Raw genomic sequence first — 23,748 nt, 5'->3', positions numbered from 1 at the left:
CGCAAACATGTCAAAAGTATTTTATGAAAAAAATTTTAGTAATCATATTTAGTTTATTGATCAGTTGTCTGGGTTATAGCCAGGTAACTGGATACGGCTATACAATGAAACTAGGTCCGGCAAGCAACCAAGTAAGCCTGTACGTAATGCCCCGTGGTAGCGGCAAGGTTTTATGGACCCAAATTGAATTTGCTGTTGGGTTTAAGATTTCGGATGGTGTACCGACAGGGACATGGGCAACAGATTCAGTGCTCAACAGTATGTTTGGTCGTGAGTATGCGCCGGTAATTGATAACGCCGGAAGCAACGGCGTTCCATCCGTCAGTGTTAATCCAGCCGGTTTTAGTTATCACGCTTATAGTATTAATCTAGCGCCAGGTGTATTCCAAACAGCTGACGTTACAAGTGGTACTGAATATCGGATAGGAACAATAACTTATAAGGTGCCAGGTGGGAAAACCTTTACTCCTTATCTATTGGATTTTGCGGACTTTGGTAATTCAGGCGATGGTGCTACGTATGTTGGTGATATAGACAATGGACCAAGTTTCCTCTATCCAGGTTATTTTATACCTTCTGACATTCCTGGCAGTGCCTACTTTTACAGTGTTGCGAACGGCGGATATAATAACAGCGGTTCCCTGTTGGTGGATATAGGAGCAGGTAATTCTGCGTTAACGCCTACGATGACACTACTGCCATTAAAGCTGTTATCCTTTACAGCTAAGCAAAGCAATAGCGCAAGCTTATTAAACTGGACAGTAAGCGAGCAGCAAAACACTGCCACTTTTATTGTAGAGCGCAGCACAGATGGAGTAACCTATAGCAAGATAGGCACTGTGGCAGCAGCCGGTAACTATGCAGGCAAGCAAACCTACAGCTTTACTGATGCCAACACAGCAACAGGCCCCAACTACTACCGCCTTAAAATGGTAGACATAGATGGCAAGTTCACTTATAGTCCGGTGAAAACTGTAAATTTTGATGCGGCAGCTCTCAGCCTGCAAATTACGCCTAACCCAACACAAGGAGTGTGTTATGTAAAGGGGCTCACGCAACCCGCAGTAATAAAACTAATAGATGTGAATGGAAGGGTGTTACTGGTCCAAAACGGTGTCACTTCTTCGTCACCAATTAGTGTAACATCATTGGCCCGTGCGGTATACTTTGTACAGGTTATACAGAACGGCCAGGTTTTAAGCACACTAAAACTGATAAAGGAGTAAGGGCTCATGTAGTTATTTATGACTAAGATTTCTCCTTTTTTTGTCCCTCGCTATTCTTAGCGGGGGATTTTTTTGAAAAAGCGATCCCCGGCAAACCATCCGCCAAGATTTCTCGTATGTATTAATGTTGTTTAGTTAGCAAGAAGGCCTCGACAAGCTCAGCCTGACAGTGAGAGCGGAGTGTCAGGCTGAGCTTGTCGAAGCCTTCTGAATAAAAGCAATAACCGCTAAACAGTTCTTAGCTAAACGACATTGAGTATGTATTAATGAACTCCCGCAAAAGGAACAATTTATTATACCTCTGAAAACAATTATGCCGAATAAATGTGGTGATGATGATGTGGAAAAAAGCCTGTTGATGTTTAGTCAACAGGCTTTGTTTTTAAGTGTTTTTATTTCGCAATTTCAGCTCTTAACAACTTTTCAATTTCTTCACCGCTGCTTGGCACAGGTGCATCAAAACTTACAATTTTACCTTCTTTATTTATCAAAATAAATTTTGGAATGGAGTTGGCAACATATGCACTTTGCACCGATCCGTTTGTATCAAAAAGCTGTAGCCATTGAGGTGTATCATCTGCCAATGCTTCTTTCCATTTATCTTTTTTATCAAGTACTGCAACACTAACAAATGCAATGGAAGCGTCGCCGTTAAATTTTTCAACCAGCTTTTTCAGGTAAGGCGTTTCATGTCTGCACGGTCCGCACCAGCTCGCCCACAGGTCCAGGTAAACCACCTTTCCTTTATAATTTTCAATACTGTATTGGCGGCCAGTACTGTCCTCTGCAACGAAGGCCGGTGCGAGTTGTCCAACCTGCGTTTTCAGAAGAGTATTCTCCATTTTTGCGAAAAGGGTGTCAATTTTTTGCTGGTTGGTTTTATCTTCCAGCATCGACACAAATTGAGGGAATTCTTTTTTGTAAGTATTCAGTTCGGCAAAAGACCTGCAATAAGTCAGGTTGTTGTTCATGAAGCGGAACAGCGCGATCTGCTTTACTTTACCCTTGTAGTGTTTGGCTATTTCATCCAGCAACTGAACATTGTAATTTTTCCCTTCACAACTAGCAGGTGCTTCTTTACATTCCAGCTTTTGCAGGTATGACACATAATCGCTCATTGCAGTGCGGTACCACTCAGAAACCAGGTATTTTTCATTATAAAGGTCATTCAATATTGTTTTATCAACATTGTCAGTTACGAAAGAACGCATTTGAGCAGCACTGAAACTTGTATCTATCAGGGAGTGGACAACCACATAATAAAAGTTTTGAAAAGTATTGTCCAGCGTTGTCATTTGCTTAAAGAAGGCAAAATAGTTATCGTTTGCAGCATGATGACCAAACACTACACGAAATAAAGAATCATTTAGTTTGTTACTTTTTTTCAAAAACGTAATGAAATCCTTTTCATTCATTTCATACCACTCTTGCGGCATTTTATTGGAAGCCATTATAGCGTCTCTTTTAAAAAGGAATGAATTGCTTTCACTTCCCTTGCCGGTTAGTTTTTTATTTTGTGTGAATGAAAGAGCGCTAAATTCTTTGCTATCCGAAGTTAGAATAAGGTTATAACCGGGTGCCACGAAAATATCCGAATGGAACATACTGCCAAAGCCAATCATTGCTTTTTGGGCATTGATATTGCTGCTATCTGTAAAATAAAAACTGCCATCTGCTTTAACATGAATTGTATCAACCCTTCTTTCTCTTTTAGCATTATACGTCTGCAGGAAGAAAAATTTTTCGGGATAATTTGTAAGTTTTCCTTGGAGAATAAATGGGGTAGCTACAGGCTTTTTTTGTGCGAAAAGAGCAAGATGCAGAATCGTAAAGCCAAGGCAAATAAGTGATCTTTTCATGATGGTAAGGTTATATTGTTAATGGTTGTGTCAAATATAATGCTTAACGCTGAACGCCAAACGCCCAATGCATGCGTGCGTTCAGCGTTAAGCCTTCAGCGTTAAGCCTTCAGCGTTAAGCATTAGGCATTCTGCATTCAGCGTTCCGCGTTAATCAACAATTCATCAATGATCTTATTAAACTCTTTCTTGTATTCATCATAATGCACGCCGGTTCCCGGACCATTAAAGCCAGTGTCAATCTTTTTTACTTTGCCATCTTTTCCAATGAACACTGTGGATGGAAATGTTTTAATGGGAGTAAGCTGCGGCAATGTTTTTTGCGTACGTAAAGTATCGCTTGCTTTAACACCGGTGATCAATATCGGGTATTGCACATTGAATCGCTGTTGGAATTTGAGCAAACTTTTTTGCGACCGTTGAAGGTCTTCACTATACTCATAAGCAAGTGCTATCATTTCAATGCCACGATTTTTATTCTTGTCATAAAACCTGCTTAGAAAGGCAGTTTCATCCATGCAGTTCGGGCACCAGCTCCCCATTATCTGGATAACAACCACTTTGTTTTTAAATCGGGTGTCATTGATCGAAACTTTTTTACCATCCAGGTCAGTGAAAGTAAAATCCAATTTATCCTCACCCGGGTTTACATACATCGCAGCTTCATTTCGTGGCAATGTTGCAGTGTCATTTCTCTCAGCTGTCCATGATTGTTTATAAACAGGTCCCGACACAAAAACGCCATCTGACAAATGTTTAGCGTCTTTTATTTTGGCAGAAAAGTAATAGGCATGCCCTCCATCGAAGCCCGACATCTGCAAAGAATCTTTGTTCACCACTCCTTCAAGATACCTGTAGTCACCGGTTGCTGTTAAAAAAGTGCCTGTTAGTTTTTGTCCTTTCTGCACAAGTTCCGCAATCGCTTGTTCGTTACCGTCAGTTGATAAAAAGCTGGTCGCCCACTTGCCGGTTACGTTGTATGAAGGCCTGGATGTAACCGGATAGCGCTCAGTTGATCCATATACCGCCTTAAAAGGAACAACAAGGTTTTTTGAAGAAGAACCGCGGATCCACAAGCCCGCAAGCTCGCCGTTGTTAACCACTTTCAATCTGAACTGCGATTCAAAAAAAGGCATGTTGATAAAACAGGAATCGCCGTCAAAACTAATATCCTTTACCTCAAGCCTTTCAGCTGCGTTATGAATAATAAATACGCTTTTACCCTGCACCTGCTTAACATCAAAATTGAAAGCGATCTCATTGCCATCCGTTCTCTGCAGACCGCCGCGCCAAACACCGGTTTTAAGCGTTTGCGCATGAACGGCAGTTAAAAACAGGGTAGTGGTTAAAAAGGTAAGTATTTGCTTCATGTTAATTGAAAATTGAAAGTTGAAAGTTGAAAATGATTGAGCAAGGCAACAATTGAAAATTGAAAGTTGAAAGTTGAGCGCAGATTGTCATTGTTTCGATGATTAATCACGATAATCTTGAAAATCCGCGGTCCTTCTCATTTTCAATTTTCAACTTTCAATTTTCAATTACTTCAAGTTTTCCAACATATCACTCGTCATTTTCTCCAAATCGTATTCGTGCTTCCAGTTCCAGTCATTACGGGCAACAGTGTCGTCAATGCTTTGCGGCCAGCTATTGGCAATGGCCTGGCGGCTGTCTGGTTTATAGGAGATTTCAAATTCGGGAATATGCTTTTTAATGCAGGCTGCAATTTCCTTTGGCGAAAAACTTATGGCAGCCACATTGTATGAGGTGCGTATTGAAATTTTTTCTACAGGAGCTTCCATCAATTCGATGGTTGCACGAATCGCATCCGGCATGTACATCATTGGCAGGTAAGTATCTTCTTCAAGGAAACATTCATATTTCTTTTCCTCCAATGCTTCGTGGAAAATTTCAACCGCATAGTCTGTGGTGCCGCCGCCCGGTGCAGATTTATAACTGATCAAACCCGGATAGCGAATGCTTCTAACATCCACGCCATAACGTTGATTGTAATAGTTGCACCAGAATTCTCCGGCATATTTGCTGATGCCGTACACGGTAGAAGGTTCAATGATAGTTTGCTGAGGGCAATTTTGCTTTGGAGAGGTTGGGCCGAAAACCGCGATGCTGCTCGGCCAGTATACTTTGTGCAATTTCTCTTCACGGGCAATATCGAGCACATTCAAAAGGCTCTGCATGTTCAAATGCCATGCAAGGTTCGGGTTTTTTTCACCCGTTGCAGAAAGGATCGCTGCCAGCAAATAGATCTGCGTAATGTTTTGACGGATCACCTGAACGTGCAACATTTCTTTGTTCATCACATCCAGCGTCACGTAAGGACCAGTACCTTTAAGCAATTCATTTTCTTCACGCATATCCGAAGCGATCACATTCGAGCCACCGTAGATATTCCGCAAAGCCAAAGTAAGTTCTACGCCTATCTGTCCACAAGCGCCTATTACTAAAATTTTCTCTTTAACCATGTTTAATTATTTCGTGTGCAAAGGTACAGACCGCAATTTGAAAATTTGAAAATATGAGAATTTGAAAATGGGTCCTATGCGCTGTATCCCGAGTCCAAATTGGCAGCCTCAGGAAGCGAAAAATTAATCAGAACCTGGCACACAAAGCATTTTCAAATTCTCATATTTTCAAATTTTCAAATTGACTACATTTGTCACATGGTACAATTTCTAAAAGATGCATTTGCTAATCAGCAATACGACGAGAAAAATTTCTTTTTGATAGCAGGACCTTGCGTGGTAGAAAGTGAAGAACTGGTGATGGAAGTGGCAGACAAGGTATTCGGCATTTGTAAAAAACTGGGTATTCCTTACATTTTTAAGGCTTCTTATAGAAAAGCAAACCGCACAAGCGGAAGCTCTTTCACTGGCTTGGGCGATGAACTTGGCCTGGATCTGGTGGCGAAAACCGGCAAGCATTTTCATTTGCCCACAACAAGTGATATTCACTCAGCCATCGAAGCTCCTTTGGCTGCCGAGTTTGTGGATGTGCTGCAAATCCCGGCATTCCTTTGCAGACAAACTGATTTGTTAGTGGCAGCAGCTGAAACCGGTAAGATCGTAAACGTAAAGAAAGGACAGTTTCTTAACGGGCCTTCTATGAAGTTTGCGGTAGAAAAAATACAAAAAGCCGGTAACGACAAAATCATCCTTACAGAAAGGGGAACAACCTTTGGCTACCAGGATTTGGTGGTGGATTACAGAAACATCCCATGGATGAAAGAACATGGTGTGCCTGTAGTAATGGATTGTACGCACAGTCTTCAACAGCCAAACCAAACAAGTGGAGTAACCGGGGGCAATCCTCAGCTGATAGGAACCATTGCAAAAGCTGCGATCGCAACCGGCGCAGATGGTTTGTTCATCGAAACACACCCTAACCCCGCAGTAGCAAAAAGTGACGGAGCGAACATGTTAAGACTCGATTTGCTGGAAGGTTTACTGGAACAGCTGGTTAAATTGAGAAAAGCAGTAATTTAGAGAGAATTGATAATTTGAAAATTTGAAAATATGGGAATTTGAAAATGCTTTCCGTGAGGGATTTCTATTTGATTTTTCCTCTCAAAGCTGTGTCAATTTATGTTTCAATGATTAGCACATGGGCCCCATTTTCAAATTAGCAGATTTTCAAATTTTCAAATTCGCACTTTGAATTCGCCTTATGGCCTCAAAACGCATAATTGTTCTTTCTGCAATCTTCTATCTGTCGTTTGTAACCCTGGGGCAAACGCGAAAAGTCGTCGACTCCTTTGATATCAAATACCAGGAATGCCTTGACAATGGCCGCCACACATTTGGGTGCGCAAAAAGATATTATTCTCAAATGGATAGCCTGGTGAATTTTTTCTATCACACCATTTACAACTCACTTGATACAACAAAGCAGCTTGATTTTAAGAAAGATGAAGTAGAATGGCTGAATAAGCGCGACAAATATTTCAAGAAAACCTACCTCAGTTTCAAGAAGGACAACCCATACCAGGAACCATTCACAAAACCCAAAGGCGCGGAATACGACGCTATGCTGATGTTTGATAAAAATGCAAAGTATGTGAGGGATAGAGTTGTCGCACTCGCGAAAATGCTGGACAAGATAAACAGGGGTACTAAATCATAATTTTAACAAACGGTAACTATAGTTTAAATTATCTTTCGGTCCATTAAACCTGATACATGAAACGACTTACCATTGCACTTGCGGCTATCGCAATTGCATTAACCAATTGCAAAAAGGATCATAACCAAGACACCTCAACGAATTCGCAGGGATCTGTCCAAAAGTTTGACATCATTTTCAACGGAACAGAATACACCGGAGCAAATGTCAGATATGGTGTTCCTGCACAACACACAACAACGTATCGTACAGAACTAGAGTGCACACTTGCATGGACACCGGCTTTTTATGTTCGGATAGCAAATGCTCCAACGTCGGGTAAAGCCGATTTTTGCAATGCAGGATGTGATCCTCAAAATGGAGATATTATTCTTTCGTTTTTGGGAGATGGAGTAATGGAAACTGAGTTTTCCGGAAGCATGGAATACACTACAGACGGGATAGTGAAAATAAATGCTGTTTCCAAAACTGGAAAAACGCTAACCGGAACAATTCAATGGAAATAGAACGTGCGTTATACAAAAACATTGAAGCCCCTGGAAAGGGGCTTCGCATTTTTAAACAACACCATTGAACCTTAAAACTTACCTATTTGTTAACCAGCATTTGGCTGGGTAATACTCCATGGATTTTTTTAAACGCTGCAGCAAAGTGGCTGATATTTTGGTAGCCAACCCTTTGACCTACCTGCTTTACGGTATAACTACCGGTAAGCAAGATGTCTTTTGCTACATGCATGCGGTGTTTCTGATAATATTCATACACCGGTAGCCCAAAAATTGACTTAAACGATCTTTTTAATTTGGTAGCGCTCATTGCGGCCATTTTTGCCAGATCATCAATTGTTGGCGTTTCTTCAAATAAACCGTTGACCAGTTTATTTTCAACTTCTGCGAGTCTTTCACGCTCTTCTGCAGTAAGTTGTTTTTCTTTTTCTACACTGTTGAGACCCAAATAATGCTTTGTGAAGAATTTTTCGATCAGCAGCATAACGCGGTTGCCAATGAATAGCTCTCGTAAAGGGGTCTTGAGTTCCGGATCAAATAATTTACTTATTATGATCCTGTACTCTGTATCCATAAGTTGTAAATGATGCTTTTGAAAAGGTATACTGCGTAAATGTTCCAGCATTATACCCGACTCATTTTGTTCAGCAAAATGCTGCATCCATGTCAAAGGCATTATTACACTTACAGATCTTAAGTGCCCTGCGGGCAAATAATACTGTGCACTATTTAAAGAACTTCTAAGATATACACCTGTTAGAAGAGGAATGGAGCCTTCAGGTTGCAAGTCTGAAACATAATTTATTTCAGTATTGGTTTCCTGGAAATTCAACAGATAAAACTCCTCTTCAACCGCTTCTGTTTCCAGCACCAGGCCATGGCGTAGAGACGCCTCTGCCATAAGTACGCTTAATCCATTTCCGAGATCTACGCCTTTCAGGAATCCATTTCCTAAAGACTCAGGTAATTCAAACTCGTTGTTTGTGATTTCTACACCAAACGCGCCGGCTATACCATGCACAAAGTCTGAATAATTATGATGTCGGATAGCGAATCGGTTCACTTTACAAAGGGTTTAGATTTTTACTCATGTTTAGTTATTTTAAGAGCTAGTCTTATTATAACTCGCTTCTCACGGACTTTCTGGATCAATTAAAAACGGGCCAAACCTTATTTCTCGTTCACAGTGCAAAGATACTTACACATGCATTTAACTCTGTAACCGATAAAGTCTGATGTTTATCCAAAAAGGACTTTTAACGAAGTTGTTTTAACAATGAATTTTGATACGATATGCAACCGTTTGAGGAAGAGTGTAGAAGATACTGTAAAATATTGTAATTTATATGCAACCGATTGCTGCAATTGTAGCTTATAAGTACTTGAGTGGGTTGCGTTTGGCAGCAAAAACATACTTTTTCATGTTGATCCAAAACGCATAAATAAGGTAGAAAATAATAGGCGAACCCATTGTAAGGAGGGAGGCATAGATAAAAAAGCGACGGATGGAGGATGTTGCGATTCCCATTTTTTCACCCAGGTACGAGCACACACCGAAGATGTGCCATTCAATGAAATGTTTCAATGATTTCATAAGGGCTAAATTAACTAAAATAATAAAACCGAAAAATACGGTTTGTTAAAGCTATGTAATTTTGAACTGGTTAACTATAGCAGAAAAAGCTTTTTGGGCGTTTTAGAATTGCCGGCGGACCGCGTCAAAGTTATTTTCCGGTAAAAATCATCTTTTTTTCAAATCTTCCGTTAAACCTCCGGCCTTTTCTGGTATCGAATTTGCTCAGTATCACCGTTTAAGTATTTTTACAACTACAATCCCCATTCACTGAAAAAAGCCCGGAAAATAATTGGATATTTCTTCCTGTCACTGCTGGTACTCCTATTACTGGCGTGGGGGCTTATTCAAACTTCCTTCTTTCAAAACTGGATCATAGGTAAAGTCACCAAAAGGCTTTCCAAAGAATTAAACACTACCGTTCAGATCAAGCACGTGGATTTCAGCCTTTTTAACAAAATGTTGCTGGAAGGCACACTTGTAAAAGATCACAACAAAGACACTCTTTTATATGCAGGTGCTGTAAAAGTAAATATCAACAATTGGTTCTTTCTGGGGGAGGATGTTAATCTTAAATATATCGGGCTGCAGGATGCCAGCATTTTTCTGCATCGCACAGATTCGGTTTGGAACTACCAGTTTCTTGTAGATTACTTCAGTCCGTCAAAACCCGACACGTCCACCAAGAAGAGTTCAATCGTTTTGAATCTTGAGAAAATAGACTTTAAAAATCTTCACATTCTCAAAAAAGATGAGTGGCGTGGTGAAGACATGGGTTTTTCGCTTCAGTCATTTACACTCAATACCAAGGAGTTTAATCTGAAAAAAAAGAAGATCGTCATCGACAATATCGATCTTAACCAACCTGTTTTTTCGATTTACAATTATGACGGAAGAAGGCCTCCCCGCGTAAAAAAACCGGGTGATACGGTGATTGTTTCTCATAAAATAAATCCTGATTCTTTGGAATGGAATGAGGCCGGATGGGATATTGCAGTGAACAAACTAACCCTTACAAAAGGCACATTCAGAAACGATGTGTACACTAAGCGCGACCCATACACTTACTTTGACGGGGCGCATATTTTATTCGGAGATATCAACAGCACTTTTAAAAATCTTCACTTCAAAAAGGATACGCTTTCGGTTCAACTCGTTTTAAGTACCAAAGAAAGAAGTGGTTTCCAGGTAACTTCCATGAAGGCTGACGTGAAATTTCACCCAAGAGCAATGGAGTTTCACAACCTGGATATTCATACCCCTAAAAGCAGGCTGCGCAATTTTTATGCGATGCGGTATGATGACTTTGATGACATGAGCGATTACATCAGCAAGATAGTGATGGATGGGCATTTCAAAGATTCAGAGATTAATAGCGACGACATTGCATATTTCGCTCCCGAACTGAAAAACTGGAAAAAGCAGGTGTACTTTACCGGCAATGTAAAAGGCACTGTCGAAAACATGTCGGGCAAAAACCTGGAAGTAAAGGCGGGCAAAACAACTTATCTGAACGGGGATTTCAGCATGAAAGGTTTGCCCGACATTGAGCAAACTTTTATTTCGTTCAAGGCAAATGAACTCCGCACCACATATGCAGATGCGTCCACTATTTTTCCCGAGATTAAAGATATAGACGAACCCAAGCTGAGCAGTGTTCAAAATCTCAGGTTCAGGGGGAGTTTTAACGGTTACATACGTGACTTTGTCACCTTCGGTACAATAGAAACCAACCTGGGAAATCTAACGACTGATATTCACATGAAGCTGCCTGAAAAAGGATTGGCGATTTACTCCGGAAAACTTACCACAAACAATTTTGATTTAGGGTCATTCCTCGATAATAAGCAGTTTGGAAAAGTTTCGTTTGATGGTTCAGGAAAAGGCACGGCATTTACATTCCGCCAGCTTGAAGCTTCGCTGGTAGGAAAATTTTCATCTATCGAGTTCAATAACTATGCTTATAAAAACATTAACGTTGATGGAAAGGTTGCGAAACGTTTGTTCAATGGTCTTTTAACCATCAATGATGAAAACCTGGAAGGAAACCTGGATGGCCTGGTTGATTTTTCAGGCGCGAAACCTCGCTTTGATTTTACATCGACGGTGGAGCATTCCAATTTGCAGAAATTAAATTTTACCCAGAAAGATATTGACTTCAATGGTCATTTTCGTTTCAATTTTGAAGGTGACGATATCGATAACTTTTTAGGTTCGGCACGCGTGTATGATGCATCCATCTTTAAAGAGGGACAACGTATTTCATTTGATTCATTAACGCTGTATTCAAGTGTTGTAGATAGTAATAAGACGCTGGTACTAATGAGCAATGAACTGGATGCCGCTATTGCCGGCCAGTTCAACATTAAGAACCTGCCCAATGCCTTTCAAACATTTTTGAATCGCTACTACCCAAGTTATATCAGGCCTTCTTCAAAAAAACTGGAACAGGAAAAATTCAGTTTTGTGATTACTACGAGAGCCATTGAAGATTATGTTGCCTTATTTACTGATAAGGTAGGCGGGTTTAATAACTCAACGGTTTCGGGAAGGATCAACAGCAGGGATAACGTATTTGAAGTAACATCCGAGGTGCCGAAATTCTCTTACGGCAACGTTGCTTTCTCCGACGTGAAGATGACGGCAAAAGGAAGCATGGACAGTCTTACTTTAGTAACCAATATTGGCGACACGTATGTGAACGACAGTTTGCATTTCCCCAAAAGTGTTATCAATATTGTTTCGGCCAATGACATGTCGAGTGTGAAAATTGCAACCACTGCGAATCAAACACTAAACAATGCACAGGTAAACGCAGATGTGCAAACGCTGACTGATGGTGTACGCATTAGCTTCAGGCCATCTTCGTTTGATATCAATGGGAAAAAGTGGATCGTAGATAATAACGGAGAACTTATTCTTAGCAGGGATCTTGTAATGACTGATGGGTTCCGCATCTACAGTGATGACCAGGAGATCTATCTGACGGCGTCTCCCGGCGATTCTTCCAGTGCCAATACATTGAATGTTAGTTTAACAAAAATAAACATCGGCGACTTTGCTCCATTTTTTGAAAAGGAAGTAAAACTGGAAGGTTTGCTAACCGGCGATGTAAATATTACCTCGCCTTTTGGAAAAATGAAGATCGACGTAAATGCGAAGGCTGAGCAGTTTAGATTGGATAATGATTCAATTGGAATGCTCGACCTCACCGGCGCATATGATGGCGAAAAGAAAACTGCACCGTTCTCAGTCGTTTCAGATAATCCAAACTATCAATTTGATTTGCAGGGAATGTTTAACGTAGTTGATAGCACCACGGATAACTTGAATATCGTCTCCAATCTTAAGAACACGAATATTCATCCGCTGGAAAAATACCTTGGAGGCATCGCATCGCATCTTACAGGAAATGCTACGGGACAGCTAACAATTACGGGCAATCCGAAGAATTTAAAATACCTCGGCAAAGTTTCGCTGGCCGATGGAGGAATGTTGATTGACTATACGAAATGTTACTACAAAATACCAAAAGCCAATATAGATTTTGAAGATGGTGTGATTAACTTCGGCACATTTACAATTAAAGATACGCTTGGAAATACGGGTGAAGTAGTAGACAGTAAATTGTATCATCAAAGTTTCGACAACCTTGCGTTTGATTTCAAGGTACGCTCAAACCATTTGCTGGTGCTGAATACCAAAGCGGTGGACAACAAACAGTTTTATGGAACGGTGATCGGCAAGGTGAATTTAGCCTTATCCGGCCCGATGGATGAAATGGAGATGTCGATAAAAGGTGAACCAACGGATTCGTCTAAGTTATATTTACCGATGGCATCGTCACATGAAAGTGAGACTACAGATTTTATCGTATACAAAACATACGGTAAGGAAATGAAAGCTGCTGATAGAGAAAACTCTGGTACCAACCTGAACGTGTCGATGGATATTACGGCAAACAACTTTGCCCACGTTTATCTGATTATGGATGAGCTTACAGGCGATGTTATTGAGGCGCAGGGACATGGAAATATCAAAATGACAGTTGGCACAACCGAAGACCTCACCATGAGCGGCCGTTATGAAATTGAAAGAGGAAATTACAATTTTAGTTTTCAGGGATTGAGAAGGTATTTTACGTTGAGTCAAACGACGTCCAATTATATTTTGTGGAACGGAAATCCTTCGCAGGCGATCCTGAACATTAACGCTGAGTACAAAGCAGAAAATGTAAAGTTCAATGATCTTGTAACAGCATTGATGCCTAGTTCAAGTGCAAATGTAAAAGATCCGAATCGTTATCGGGGAACAGTATTGGTAATCGCGCAAATTACAGACAGGTTAACAGCGCCAAGGATCAAGTTTGATATTCAACTTCCTGAGGGAGGAGCTACACAAAATGATCCTGAGTTACAGGCTTGCATTGCGTTGATCAGACGCGACGAAAATGAGGTGAATAAACAAGTGTCGTTCCTTGTATTGTTTAACTCCTTTGCGCCGGTTACCGCCAGCAAACAAGGTACAATAGGAAATACAGTGTTTGAGGGTTTGGTGATAAACAGCATTTCAAGTTTTCTGTCTACCATGCTGACAAAAGAGTTCTCCAACATTTTTCAAAATGTGTTTAACGATCAAAGTTTGCGCATTACCATAAATGCGAGTTTATACAACGCTTCAAGTACTGTGAACCCAACAGACCCAACCGAAGCCAACAGTTTTGCGATTCCTGACAGAACCAATTTTACATTTAGTGTAAACAAGAGTTACATGAATGAAAGATTGACATTCATGCTGGGAAGTGCTTTCGACTTTGGTCTAACGGCCGCACAGAGCCAGGCCGCATTCCAGTTCCTGCCGGATGTAAGCGTGGAGTACAAACTTACTCCTGATGGCAAATTCCGCTTAACATTCTTCTACCGCGATAACTACAGTTACATTGCCGGCAAAGCCAAAAACCGCTCGGGCGTTAGCTTCTCTTACCGGAAAGAGTTTAATAAAGTGAAGGAGATTTTTAAGAGCACGAAGAAGGTGACAGCCAACTGAGGAATTAATAATTAATAATTAAGAATTAATAGGTGTAGCAGCAAGAGTAAGTATTGCAAGTTTTTTACGTCCAATAATTAATAGAAGGGCCGCATTCAATAACGAATGCGGCCCTTCTATTAATTATTCTTTATTAATTATTAATTACACTTCAAATCCCCCCGTTTGCTCTTCATTCAAAATCTGATGCCCCAACTTATCTCTCTTGGTTTTAAGATATTTTTCGTTGTGGGGATTGGGTTTAACTTTTACGGGAACGGTGTCGACAATTTCAAGACCGTAGCCAGAAAGGCCACTGCGTTTTCTCGGGTTGTTGCTAATCAGTTTAATATTGGTGACGCCAAGATATCTGAGGATCTGTGCGCCCACGCCGTAATCCCTTTTATCCATTGGAAAACCCAAATGCAAGTTTGCTTCAACCGTGTCCATTCCTTCTTCCTGGAGTTTGTAAGCCCTTAGTTTGTTTAACAAACCAATGCCACGTCCTTCCTGGTTCATATATAATACAATGCCTTTGCCTTCTTTTTCCACCATTTGCATCGCCAGTTCAAGTTGTTCGCCACAGTCGCAGCGAAGCGAGCCCAAAATATCTCCTGTAAAGCAGGAAGAATGCACACGTACCAAAACGGCTTCTTCTTTTTGCCATTCCCCTTTAATAAGGGCAAGGTGCTCATTTTGCGTATGTTTTTCTCGGAAAGCCACTAATTTAAAATGACCGTATTTGGTTGGCATGTCCACCTTTACCACTTCTTCGATAAGAGAATCGGTTTTGAGGCGATATTCAATAAGGTCCTTAATGGAAATGATTTTGAAATTATGCTGTTTGGCTATTTCCATAAGTTCGGGCAGTCTTGCCATGGAACCATCTTCGTTCATAATTTCAACCAAAACACCCGCAGGTTCAAATCCAGCCAATCGGGCAAGGTCAATGGTTGCTTCGGTGTGGCCGGCACGTCTGAGAACGCCGCCCTTTTTAGCTCTTAAAGGAAATATATGTCCGGGACGACCGAGATCCTCCGGTTTTGTTTTTTTATCAATAAGGGCTTGAATGGTTTTGGCGCGGTCGTGTGCAGAAATGCCTGTGGTACAGCCATGCCCAAGAAGATCGATCGAAACGGTAAAAGCCGTTTCGTGCAAAGCTGTATTATTATTAACCATCAGGTCGAGTTCGAGTTCATCACATCTTTCTTCGATCAGGGGAGCGCATATAAGGCCGCGCCCATATTTGCTCATAAAGTTGATTACTTCCGGGGTAACATTGTGAGCAGCCGTTACGAAGTCGCCTTCATTTTCTCTATCCTCATCATCCACCACAATTATCAGTTTGCCTTGTTTTATATCATCTATTGCACTTTCTATCGTATTCAGCATATGATTCTGTTAAAGTTTGAACAAAGGTAAGACAATCACATCCGTAAACATTCAACAAGATGTTTCACATATCGTTAGAAATCACTTTCGATTATTTATTTTTTACATATGAGCTTTGTCTGAATTTTTAAAGGTGCTTTTTGAATAAAGTCGGTATAAATGATGAAAAAATTAAATAGATTGTTAATAAAAGACGCGGCTATTGAAATATTTTTATTGTCTTAATGCATGCTAACAATTTGTTAATATTCCATAGCAACTTAATTAGTTTCTTTGCAGCTGAAAATTTTAACATTATATGCTTAAGAAAATCGCCCAACTGCTTATGATGTTTATGGCTTTTACAGCCGTACTTCATGCGCAGGTAACTACCAGTAATATGACCGGGGTAGTTAAGTCCGAAAAAAACGAACCGTTGGTTGGTGCAACAATCACGGCTACCCACACCCCTTCAGGAACGGTGTACCACACTGTTTCTAGAAAAGATGGTTTATTCGATTTGCCAAACATGCGTGTTGGCGGTCCTTATAAAGTAGAAGTGTCTTATGTAGGGTTAGAAAAAATTACCTACAATGACCTTTATCTTCAGGTAGGTGAGGATACAAGACTTACTCCTGTAATGACTTCAACCATGCAAACGCTTACTGAAGTTAGTGTAACAGGAAAGAGAAGTCTTGTTGCTAAAGAAAAGGTTGGTCCTTCTATGCAGATCAGCCAACAGCAATTGACACAATTACCTACCATTACACGTAACGTTAACGACTTCGCTCGTTTGGTGCCACAAGCCCAGGCAAGAAGCAACGCTTCTGATGGTTCTACAATGGGTATCTCTTTCGCAGGTCAAAGTAACAGATACAACCAGTTCACTATTGATGGTGTTAACTCTACTGATATCTTTGGTTTGGCTGCGAGCGGAACAAACGGTGGACAAGCTGGTATCAACCCAATACCTTTCGATGCGATCGAGCAGGTTCAGGTTGTGTTGGCTCCATACGATGTAACGCAAGGTGGTTTCACAGGTGGCGGCTTGAACGCTGTAACACGTTCTGGCTCTAACGAATTCCATGGTTCTATCTACGGGTTCAACCAAAACCAGAATTTTGTTGGTAAAAGCGCAAACGACAAATCTAAATATGGTAAGTTCCACGACAACACTTTTGGTGCTCGTTTAGGTGGTCCGATCATTGCGAATAAATTGTTCTTCTTCGTAAACTACGAAGGTGAAAGACGCTCTAGCCCATTGGATTTTCAACCAGGTTCTGCAGGTTCTAACGTAAAAACTTCAACCATGGATTCTCTTTCCAACTGGTTGAAAGACGAATCTAAACACGCTGGTTGGAGCTACGATCCAGGTGCTTACAACGGCATCAACAAAACAAGAGAGTCTGATGCGATCTTTGCTCGTATCGACTGGAACATCAACGCAAAAAACAAATTGACTTTGCGTCATAGCTATACTGATGGTCGTTCATTCGTAATCAGTGATGGTCAAAATACAATGCAGTTCATGAACAACGGTTACTACTTTGCTAGTACCAATAACTCAACTGTATTGGAATTGAACACGAATTTTTCTAGCAAATACTCTAACGTTGCTCGTGTTACTTACACTTCAACAAGAGATAGACGTGAAACGCCGGGTGAAGCTTTCCCTTATGTAAGAGTTAAAGACGGTTCTTTGACTTATGCATTCGGTACTGAAAATAGCTCTGGTGCCAACAAATTGAGCCAGGATATCATCACCATCACAGATAACTTTAATATCTATGCTGGTAAACACGTATTTACAGTAGGTACAAACAACGAGATCTACAACACTAACAACTTGTTTGTACAAAACATCTACGGTAACTATGGTTACAACAGCATGTCAGATTTCTACAACAACGCGAAACCAAACAGCTATAGCTACTTCTCACCAGCTCAAAAAGGAAGCGATGGTTCTGCTGAGATCCATGCTGCTCAATTTAGCGTTTACGCACAGGATGTTTTCCGTGTGAACAACAACTTCAAATTGACTTACGGTGTAAGAGCTGATATCCCTGTGTTCTTTAACAAACCAGGTGTGAATGATAAATTCAACTCATCTGATATTGCAAAACAATACAATGTAGCAACTGATAAAGTGCCTTCAACTAAAGTATTGGTTTCTCCACGTATCGGTTTTACATGGGATGTTAAAGGTGATAAAACAACTATCGTTCGTGGTGGTGCAGGTTTGTTCACTGGCCGTATTCCTTTGGTTTGGATATCTAACCAATATGGTGGTACAGGTGTTCTTATCAACAGATACACTGCAAGTGCTTCAGATCTTAACAACATCCGTTTCACTCCGGGTAATCCTTCAAGTGGTGCGGGTCCTGCAAGAAATGAGGTTGACGTAACTTCTCATGACTTCAAATTCCCACGTACCTTCAGAGCTAACTTAGCGGTTGACCGTAAATTACCTTGGGGTATCATTGGAACAATCGAAGGTATCTACACAAAAACTTTGCAAGACATCGCTTACCAGGATTTGAACCTTGCTGCATCTACACAAGTATTGCATTTGGGCAGCACAACACGTCCGTTCTATGGTTCACAAGTTGATGGTACAAACTACAGCAACATCATTTTGTTGAAAAATACAGACAAAGGTTATGCTTATAACGTAACTGTTCAGTTTGTAAAACCATTTGCTCAAGGCTGGACAGGTATGGTTTCTTATAGCCTTGGTCACTCTTACGGTTTGAATGATGGTACTTCTTCTACTGCATTGTCTAACTACCGTTTCGCTTATAACGTTAACGGTTTGGGTAATCTTGACCTTGCAAGAAATAACTACGATCAGGGTTCTGCTGTAAAAGCATACGTTAGCAAGAAATTCAATTACGGTAAATTCTATACTTCAGTTGGCTTGGTGTACAACGGTTACCAAGGTCAGACACTTTCTTATGTTTACTTCGGTGACTTGAACGGTGATGATGGTACAACTAAAACATCTGTTAACACAAGTAACAGTGCTGACTTGATTTACATGCCAACTTCTGCTGCTGACTTTGCTTACCTGTACAATACCAACTCTGCTGGTAACGTAACTGGTGTTAAGTACACTCCTGAGCAACAGTATCAAGGTTTCTTGAACTACATGAACTCTACCGAATATACTAAGGATCATATTGGTAAAAATACAAGCCGTAACGGTACCCGTTTGCCTTGGGAAAACCACTTTGACCTTAAAGTGGTACAAGGTTTCAAGTTCTACAAAACTCACTCTCTTGAAGTGTCTTTCGATATCTTCAACATTGGAAACTTGTTGAGCAACAAATGGGGACATGCTTACTACGCGAGCAACCAGGAGCTTCAGCCGCTTAACGTAGCTGCGCCAACTGCTGCAAGCAAATTCACAGGAAGCGGTGTTCCAGCTGAACAACAATACACTACTTTCGATCCGGCTAATCCGAAAGTTACATTTGACCCAGCTTTTGGTTTGAACAAATACACTGGCAAACCATGGGCTTATGCTGATTTCACATCTCGTTGGAACATGCAGATCGGTCTTCGTTACACATTCTAAAACATAATCTGTTTTATAAACGAAAGGTGATGCTCAAAAAGCATCACCTTTTTTTGTTGGAAAAATTATCAGAGAGCTTTCATTATTTGCCTTAATATTGAGATGCAATTGAACTTGCCATTTTATGTCGAACCTTAATTTCACACATTTTACTTTAGGCGTAGAAGAAGAATACATGGTTATTGACCCTTCTACAAGGGAGTTGATAAGTCATGACCAGAAGTTGGTGCTGGAAGGCCAAAAGCTCATTAATGACAAAGTGAAAGCTGAAATGCACCAGGCAGTAGTGGAAGTAGGCACAGACATTTGTAACAATATTGACGAGGTTCTTCGTGACATTACCAGCTTGCGCCAAACACTGGCCGGCATTGCAGATGAGAACAATTTATGGCTCGGTGCGGCAGGCACGCATCCATTTAGTCATTGGCAAAAACAATTGATCACAGCGCATGTGCGCTACGACGAAATGATCAATGAGTTTCAGGAAGCCGCAAGAAGCAATCTGATTTTTGGCCTGCACGTGCACGTTGGTATGCAGAACAGGGAAATGGCAAACCACATTGCTAATTCTACACGATATTTTTTGCCTCACATATTTGCGCTGAGCACCAATTCTCCGTTTTGGGAAGGAAGAAAAACGGGGTACAAATCATACAGAACAAAAGTCTTTGACAAATTTCCCCGCACAGGTATTCCCGAGGCATTTGAAAGTATCGAAGCATACGACAACTATATCAAGCTACTCGTGAAAACCAATTGCATCGACAACGCGAAGAAGATATGGTGGGATCTGCGCGTACATCCTTTTTACAATACCGTTGAATTTCGCATCTGCGATGTGCCGTTGACCACCAGCGAAACCATTGCCCTCGCGGCCTTGTTTCAGGCCGTGTGTGCTAAAATTTACAAGCTGCGTTTGCAAAACATGAACTACATCCAGTATTCCCGGGCGCTGATCAACGAAAACAAATGGAGGGCCAGCCGCTATGGGATTGATGGGAGATTGATCGACTTTGGCAAAGAAGAAGAGGTAAATACCCGGGTCCTGATCAACGAACTGCTCGACTTTGTTGATGATGTAGTGGATGATCTGGGTAGCAGGCATGTTATTACACACGTGCAATCCATTCTCGAGAACGGCACGGGCGCCGACCGACAACTAAAAATTTACGAGGAAACAGGTGGTGACCTTGTGAAGGTCGTTGATTTTATTCATGAGGAGTTTTTGAAGTAGGGGTGAATTGCATTCGCCCAGCCCGCCCCGGTAACAGACAAAATGGCAACAGTTTGTTTACAATAAAAGCTAACAACCAACAACAATCAACCATAAACTCCACTCTCTAATCCACCAGCGGCAACACGCTACAATTCTTTTCACTTAATTTCGTGACGGTTTATTCCGACCTTTTTAATCTAAATAAATAGCGGATGAAATGACCATGATACAAATCGTCGCACAAAGGCGAGAGTATTCCATGCGAATTCCCTGCCCGACCAAAGGTCATTCAGGCGGGTATCCGACCAAAACAAAACATAAAGAAACAGATGAAAAAAATAGCGAACGTTTTTCTGTTGGTAGTTTTGCTGATTTGCAACATTGTGAATGCCCAGGCACCTGCAACCTATAGCAGCGCAGATATTTTGTCCGGGTTGAAAAAACTGAATGTACTTGGTTCGGTTTTATACTTTGCCGCACACCCCGATGATGAAAACACGAAGTTGCTGGCTTATTTATCAAAAGAAAAACTATACCGCACCGGTTATTTGTCGCTGACACGTGGCGATGGCGGACAGAACCTGATCGGCAACGAACAGGGCGTGGAACTCGGTTTGATCCGCACGCAAGAATTGCTGGCGGCCAGAAGAATCGACGGCGCCGAACAATTTTTTTCAACAGCCTTCGACTTTGGTTTCTCAAAAAGCACAGAAGAAGCATTGAAAACATGGGGCGAAGAAAAAGTGTTGGCAAATGCGGTTTGGGTTATCCGCAAATTTCAACCAGATGTCATCGTTACGAGATTTCCGGAAGACAGTCGGGCCGGTCACGGACACCACTCTGCATCTGCCGTTATCGCACGCGAAGCATTTATTGCCGCAGCTGATCCAAAGCGGTTTCCTGAGCAATTTGCTTTTGGCGTAAAACCATGGCAGGCAAAAAGAATTTTGTGGAACACCTTCAATTTTGGAGGCGCAAATACAACCAGCGAGGATCAGTTCAAAATGGATATCGGCGGTTACAACCCACTGCTTGGAAAAAGCTATGGAGAAATGGCTGCACAAAGCCGCAGCCAGCATAAGAGCCAGGGATTTGGTGTGGCCTCTACAAGAGGACAGTCTTATGAATACTTCAAAACCACACTGGGTAGCAATCCCAAAACAGACCTGATGGATGATGTGATCACCACATGGAACAGGGTAGAAGGAGGCAAAGCAATTGCTGCACAGGTAGACGCGATCATTAAAAACTATTCGTCGGCAGAACCGGGAAAGTCTGTTCCGGCACTGGTTACACTGTACCAATCGATCAGCAAATTGAAAGACGGTTATTGGAAAGAAAGAAAGCTGGCAGAAGTGCAGCAACTCATTGAAGCGTGCGCAGGTTTGTACATGGAAGCCAGCACCAACCAGGAATATGCAGTGCAGGGAGATTCAATGCCTGTAAACCTGAACATCAACAATCGCGAAGACGTAAAAGTTTCTTTGGTTAAAGCTGAAATAGGCAACAAGGAAATTGCAGGCAAACAGGATCTCGAAACAAATAAATCATTTAGTTTTCCAACAACCCTTTCTGTTGCATCGGACAACGCCTTGTCTCAACCATATTGGTTAGTAGAACCCATGCAAAAAGGAAGCTTTACCGTAAATGATCAAACGTTGATCGGCAAGCCGCAAAATGATCCGGCCTTCGAAGCAACCTTTGTGATTTCTGTAAACGGACAAGAGCTTACTTACAAAAAGCCATTATTATATAAATACACTGATCCTGTAAAAGGAGAGTTGTATGAGCCGCTTGTGATTCTTCCTGCATACCGCCTAGAGATTCCAAGTCCGCTCAACATGATGATTTCAGGAAGTGGAAAAACATTTACGCAAGAAGTAAAATACATTGCCAATAAAGATATTGCTGATGTTAAGATCTACGAAAATGACAAACTCCTGGTTGATGATACAAAAGGTTTGAAGAAAGGCCAGTACGCAGTTTTCTCCCATCCATTTGACATGAGTTTTTACGGCAATAACGCCGCTGGTGAATATGATATGAACCTTTATCAGCAGCCGCAAAAAGAAGCCGCAAAGGTGCTGCGCAAAATTCAATACGATCATATTCCTAACATCAACTACTTCTCCAATGCTGTTGTGAGAAATGTATTGGTTGATGTGAAAACCGTAGGCAAAAAGATAGGCTACATTAAAGGCGCAGGCGATAAAGTTCCAGAAGCGCTTGCTCAAATGGGTTACGATGTTACTTTTCTTGACGAGAAAAATATAGCATCCGGAATTCTGTCGCAATTTGATGCGATCATTACCGGAGTTAGAGCGTATAATATTTACGATTGGTTAAACACATACCATTCATTGCTGATGCAGTATGTAGAAAATGGCGGAAACTTAATAGTGCAGTACAACACCTCCAATCAAATTGGGCCGGTAAAAGCTAAGATCGGGCCTTACGATTTCGGTATTTCACGAGCACGCATAACAGATGAAAATGCTGCAGTTAAAATTTTGCAACCCGAGCACCAGGTATTGAATTTCCCTAACAAAATAACATCGAAAGACTTTGACGGCTGGATACAGGAACGTAGTATCTACCATGCAACAAATTGGGACAAACATTATGAAACAATTTTCTCCATGCATGATCCGGGAGAATCTGATGATGAGGGAAGTTTGATCACCACGAAATATGGCAAAGGAACTTTTGTTTACACTGGATTGGTTTTCTTCAGAGAGCTTCCAGCCGGTGTTCCGGGCGCATATCGTTTGATGGCGAATATTATTGCATTAAACAAAAATCAGAAATAATGCCGCTTACAATCAGGCAAGCGAATGAAAACGATTTTTCAGTGATTCTTGCATTGATACAGGAGTTTGCGGTGTTCCAGAAAACTCCGGAAAAAGTATATGTCACACTTGATCAAATGAAGGAGGATAAAGATGTGTTTAGATGCAAGGTTGCGGAAGTGGATGGAGTGATAGTAGGGTTCGCAACATATTTTTTTGCGTACTATTCGTGGTCAGGGAAAGCCGTATATCTCGATGATTTGTACGTACAGGAAAAGTTTAGGGCACAAAACATAGGAGTGTCGCTTCTAAAAGAAATAATAGACACTGCAAGAAATGAAAAATGCAAAAAGGTTCGCTGGCAGGTATCGTCGTGGAACGAAAATGCCATTGGCTTTTACGAAAAAATGGGAGCTGTAATTGATCGCATCGAGATCAATTGCGATCTCAGTTTACAATAATGGGAAAC

15 protein-coding genes are annotated in these 23,748 nt (G+C 41.2%); 9 read left to right on the top strand and 6 right to left on the bottom strand.

Annotation, left to right across the window (positions count from 1 at the left end; genetic code table 11):
- Positions 1-23 precede the first annotated feature (23 nt).
- Positions 24-1,226, top strand: coding sequence for a T9SS type A sorting domain-containing protein (locus KTO63_RS06765; protein ID WP_217790475.1), 1,203 nt, complete (start codon positions 24-26; stop codon positions 1,224-1,226).
- Between the two features lie 392 nt (positions 1,227-1,618).
- Here KTO63_RS06765 and KTO63_RS06760 read toward each other — a convergent pair whose 3' ends face one another.
- The 3 genes from KTO63_RS06760 to KTO63_RS06750 all read right to left on the bottom strand — a co-directional run bounded on the left by KTO63_RS06760 (position 1,619) and on the right by KTO63_RS06750 (position 5,565).
- The gene (locus KTO63_RS06760) at positions 1,619-3,085 is read right to left on the bottom strand and encodes a TlpA family protein disulfide reductase (protein ID WP_217790474.1); all 1,467 of its coding nucleotides are present in this window, start codon (positions 3,083-3,085) and stop codon (positions 1,619-1,621) included.
- A gap of 137 nt (positions 3,086-3,222) precedes the next feature.
- Entirely contained in the window at positions 3,223-4,455 is a 1,233-nt protein-coding gene (locus KTO63_RS06755; protein WP_217790473.1) for a peroxiredoxin family protein, read from the bottom strand.
- A 168-nt stretch (positions 4,456-4,623) separates the two neighbouring features.
- Positions 4,624-5,565 carry an NAD-dependent epimerase/dehydratase family protein gene (locus KTO63_RS06750; protein ID WP_217790472.1) on the bottom strand — a complete coding sequence of 314 codons (942 nt, stop codon included), beginning with the start codon at positions 5,563-5,565 and terminating at the stop codon, positions 4,624-4,626.
- A gap of 198 nt (positions 5,566-5,763) precedes the next feature.
- Between KTO63_RS06750 and kdsA the strand changes: the two genes are divergently transcribed.
- From kdsA to KTO63_RS06735, 3 genes are all read left to right on the top strand, one after another.
- Complete coding sequence (gene kdsA / locus KTO63_RS06745) at positions 5,764-6,585, top strand: 3-deoxy-8-phosphooctulonate synthase (RefSeq protein ID WP_217790471.1); 822 nt, start codon at positions 5,764-5,766, stop codon at positions 6,583-6,585.
- A gap of 181 nt (positions 6,586-6,766) precedes the next feature.
- Entirely contained in the window at positions 6,767-7,222 is a 456-nt protein-coding gene (locus KTO63_RS06740; protein WP_217790470.1) for a hypothetical protein, read from the top strand.
- Between the two features lie 56 nt (positions 7,223-7,278).
- Positions 7,279-7,728 carry a hypothetical protein gene (locus KTO63_RS06735; RefSeq protein WP_217790469.1) on the top strand — a complete coding sequence of 150 codons (450 nt, stop codon included), beginning with the start codon at positions 7,279-7,281 and terminating at the stop codon, positions 7,726-7,728.
- Positions 7,729-7,810: 82 nt separating this feature from the next.
- Here the strand turns inward: KTO63_RS06735 and KTO63_RS26435 are convergent, their stop codons facing one another.
- Positions 7,811-8,791, bottom strand: a complete 981-nt coding sequence (locus KTO63_RS26435; protein ID WP_217790468.1) for a helix-turn-helix transcriptional regulator — start codon at positions 8,789-8,791, stop codon at positions 7,811-7,813.
- 309 nt (positions 8,792-9,100) lie between these two features.
- Complete coding sequence (locus KTO63_RS06725) at positions 9,101-9,322, bottom strand: PspC family transcriptional regulator (RefSeq protein ID WP_217790467.1); 222 nt, start codon at positions 9,320-9,322, stop codon at positions 9,101-9,103.
- A gap of 198 nt (positions 9,323-9,520) precedes the next feature.
- Here KTO63_RS06725 and KTO63_RS26430 point away from each other — a divergent pair, with 198 nt between their 5' ends.
- Positions 9,521-14,347: a translocation/assembly module TamB domain-containing protein gene (locus KTO63_RS26430; protein ID WP_394371621.1), complete on the top strand. Its 4,827-nt coding sequence runs from the start codon at positions 9,521-9,523 to the stop codon at positions 14,345-14,347.
- A gap of 144 nt (positions 14,348-14,491) precedes the next feature.
- On the opposite strand, the gene KTO63_RS06715 is transcribed toward KTO63_RS26430, so the two are convergent.
- On the bottom strand, positions 14,492-15,718 hold the full coding sequence (locus KTO63_RS06715) for a bifunctional 3,4-dihydroxy-2-butanone-4-phosphate synthase/GTP cyclohydrolase II (protein WP_217790465.1): 1,227 nt from the start codon (positions 15,716-15,718) through the stop codon (positions 14,492-14,494).
- 298 nt (positions 15,719-16,016) lie between these two features.
- Between KTO63_RS06715 and KTO63_RS06710 the strand changes: the two genes are divergently transcribed.
- The 4 genes from KTO63_RS06710 (at position 16,017) to KTO63_RS06695 (ending at position 23,740) form a co-directional block, all read left to right on the top strand.
- On the top strand, positions 16,017-19,274 hold the full coding sequence (locus KTO63_RS06710; RefSeq protein WP_217790464.1) for a TonB-dependent receptor: 3,258 nt from the start codon (positions 16,017-16,019) through the stop codon (positions 19,272-19,274).
- 124 nt (positions 19,275-19,398) lie between these two features.
- Positions 19,399-20,508, top strand: coding sequence for a carboxylate-amine ligase (locus KTO63_RS06705; protein ID WP_217790463.1), 1,110 nt, complete (start codon positions 19,399-19,401; stop codon positions 20,506-20,508).
- A 311-nt stretch (positions 20,509-20,819) separates the two neighbouring features.
- The gene (locus tag KTO63_RS06700) at positions 20,820-23,300 is read left to right on the top strand and encodes a PIG-L family deacetylase (RefSeq protein ID WP_217790462.1); all 2,481 of its coding nucleotides are present in this window, start codon (positions 20,820-20,822) and stop codon (positions 23,298-23,300) included.
- Positions 23,300-23,740: a GNAT family N-acetyltransferase gene (locus KTO63_RS06695; RefSeq protein ID WP_217790461.1), complete on the top strand. Its 441-nt coding sequence runs from the start codon at positions 23,300-23,302 to the stop codon at positions 23,738-23,740. The genes KTO63_RS06700 and KTO63_RS06695 overlap by 1 nt, the downstream gene beginning before the upstream one ends.
- Positions 23,741-23,748: the final 8 nt, after the last annotated feature.

This window comes from Pinibacter aurantiacus (assembly GCF_019130065.1).
Classification (GTDB): Bacteria; Bacteroidota; Bacteroidia; order Chitinophagales; family Chitinophagaceae; genus Pinibacter; species Pinibacter aurantiacus.
This window is presented reverse-complemented; position numbering and strand designations above follow the sequence as displayed.

Bases quoted from the DNA above. Each gene is read 5' to 3' on its own strand.
- KTO63_RS06695 (WP_217790461.1), top strand. From the start codon at position 23,300: ATGCCGCTTACAATCAGGCAAGCGAATGAAAACGATTTTTCAGTGATT.
- KTO63_RS06755 (WP_217790473.1), bottom strand. From the start codon at position 4,455: ATGAAGCAAATACTTACCTTTTTAACCACTACCCTGTTTTTAACTGCC.
- KTO63_RS06735 (WP_217790469.1), top strand. From the start codon at position 7,279: ATGAAACGACTTACCATTGCACTTGCGGCTATCGCAATTGCATTAACC.
- KTO63_RS06760 (WP_217790474.1), bottom strand. From the start codon at position 3,085: ATGAAAAGATCACTTATTTGCCTTGGCTTTACGATTCTGCATCTTGCT.
- KTO63_RS06705 (WP_217790463.1), top strand. From the start codon at position 19,399: ATGTCGAACCTTAATTTCACACATTTTACTTTAGGCGTAGAAGAAGAA.
- KTO63_RS06700 (WP_217790462.1), top strand. From the start codon at position 20,820: ATGAAAAAAATAGCGAACGTTTTTCTGTTGGTAGTTTTGCTGATTTGC.
- KTO63_RS06715 (WP_217790465.1), bottom strand. From the start codon at position 15,718: ATGCTGAATACGATAGAAAGTGCAATAGATGATATAAAACAAGGCAAA.
- KTO63_RS06765 (WP_217790475.1), top strand. From the start codon at position 24: ATGAAAAAAATTTTAGTAATCATATTTAGTTTATTGATCAGTTGTCTG.
- KTO63_RS06710 (WP_217790464.1), top strand. From the start codon at position 16,017: ATGCTTAAGAAAATCGCCCAACTGCTTATGATGTTTATGGCTTTTACA.
- KTO63_RS06725 (WP_217790467.1), bottom strand. From the start codon at position 9,322: ATGAAATCATTGAAACATTTCATTGAATGGCACATCTTCGGTGTGTGC.
- KTO63_RS06750 (WP_217790472.1), bottom strand. From the start codon at position 5,565: ATGGTTAAAGAGAAAATTTTAGTAATAGGCGCTTGTGGACAGATAGGC.
- KTO63_RS06740 (WP_217790470.1), top strand. From the start codon at position 6,767: ATGGCCTCAAAACGCATAATTGTTCTTTCTGCAATCTTCTATCTGTCG.
- kdsA (WP_217790471.1), top strand. From the start codon at position 5,764: ATGGTACAATTTCTAAAAGATGCATTTGCTAATCAGCAATACGACGAG.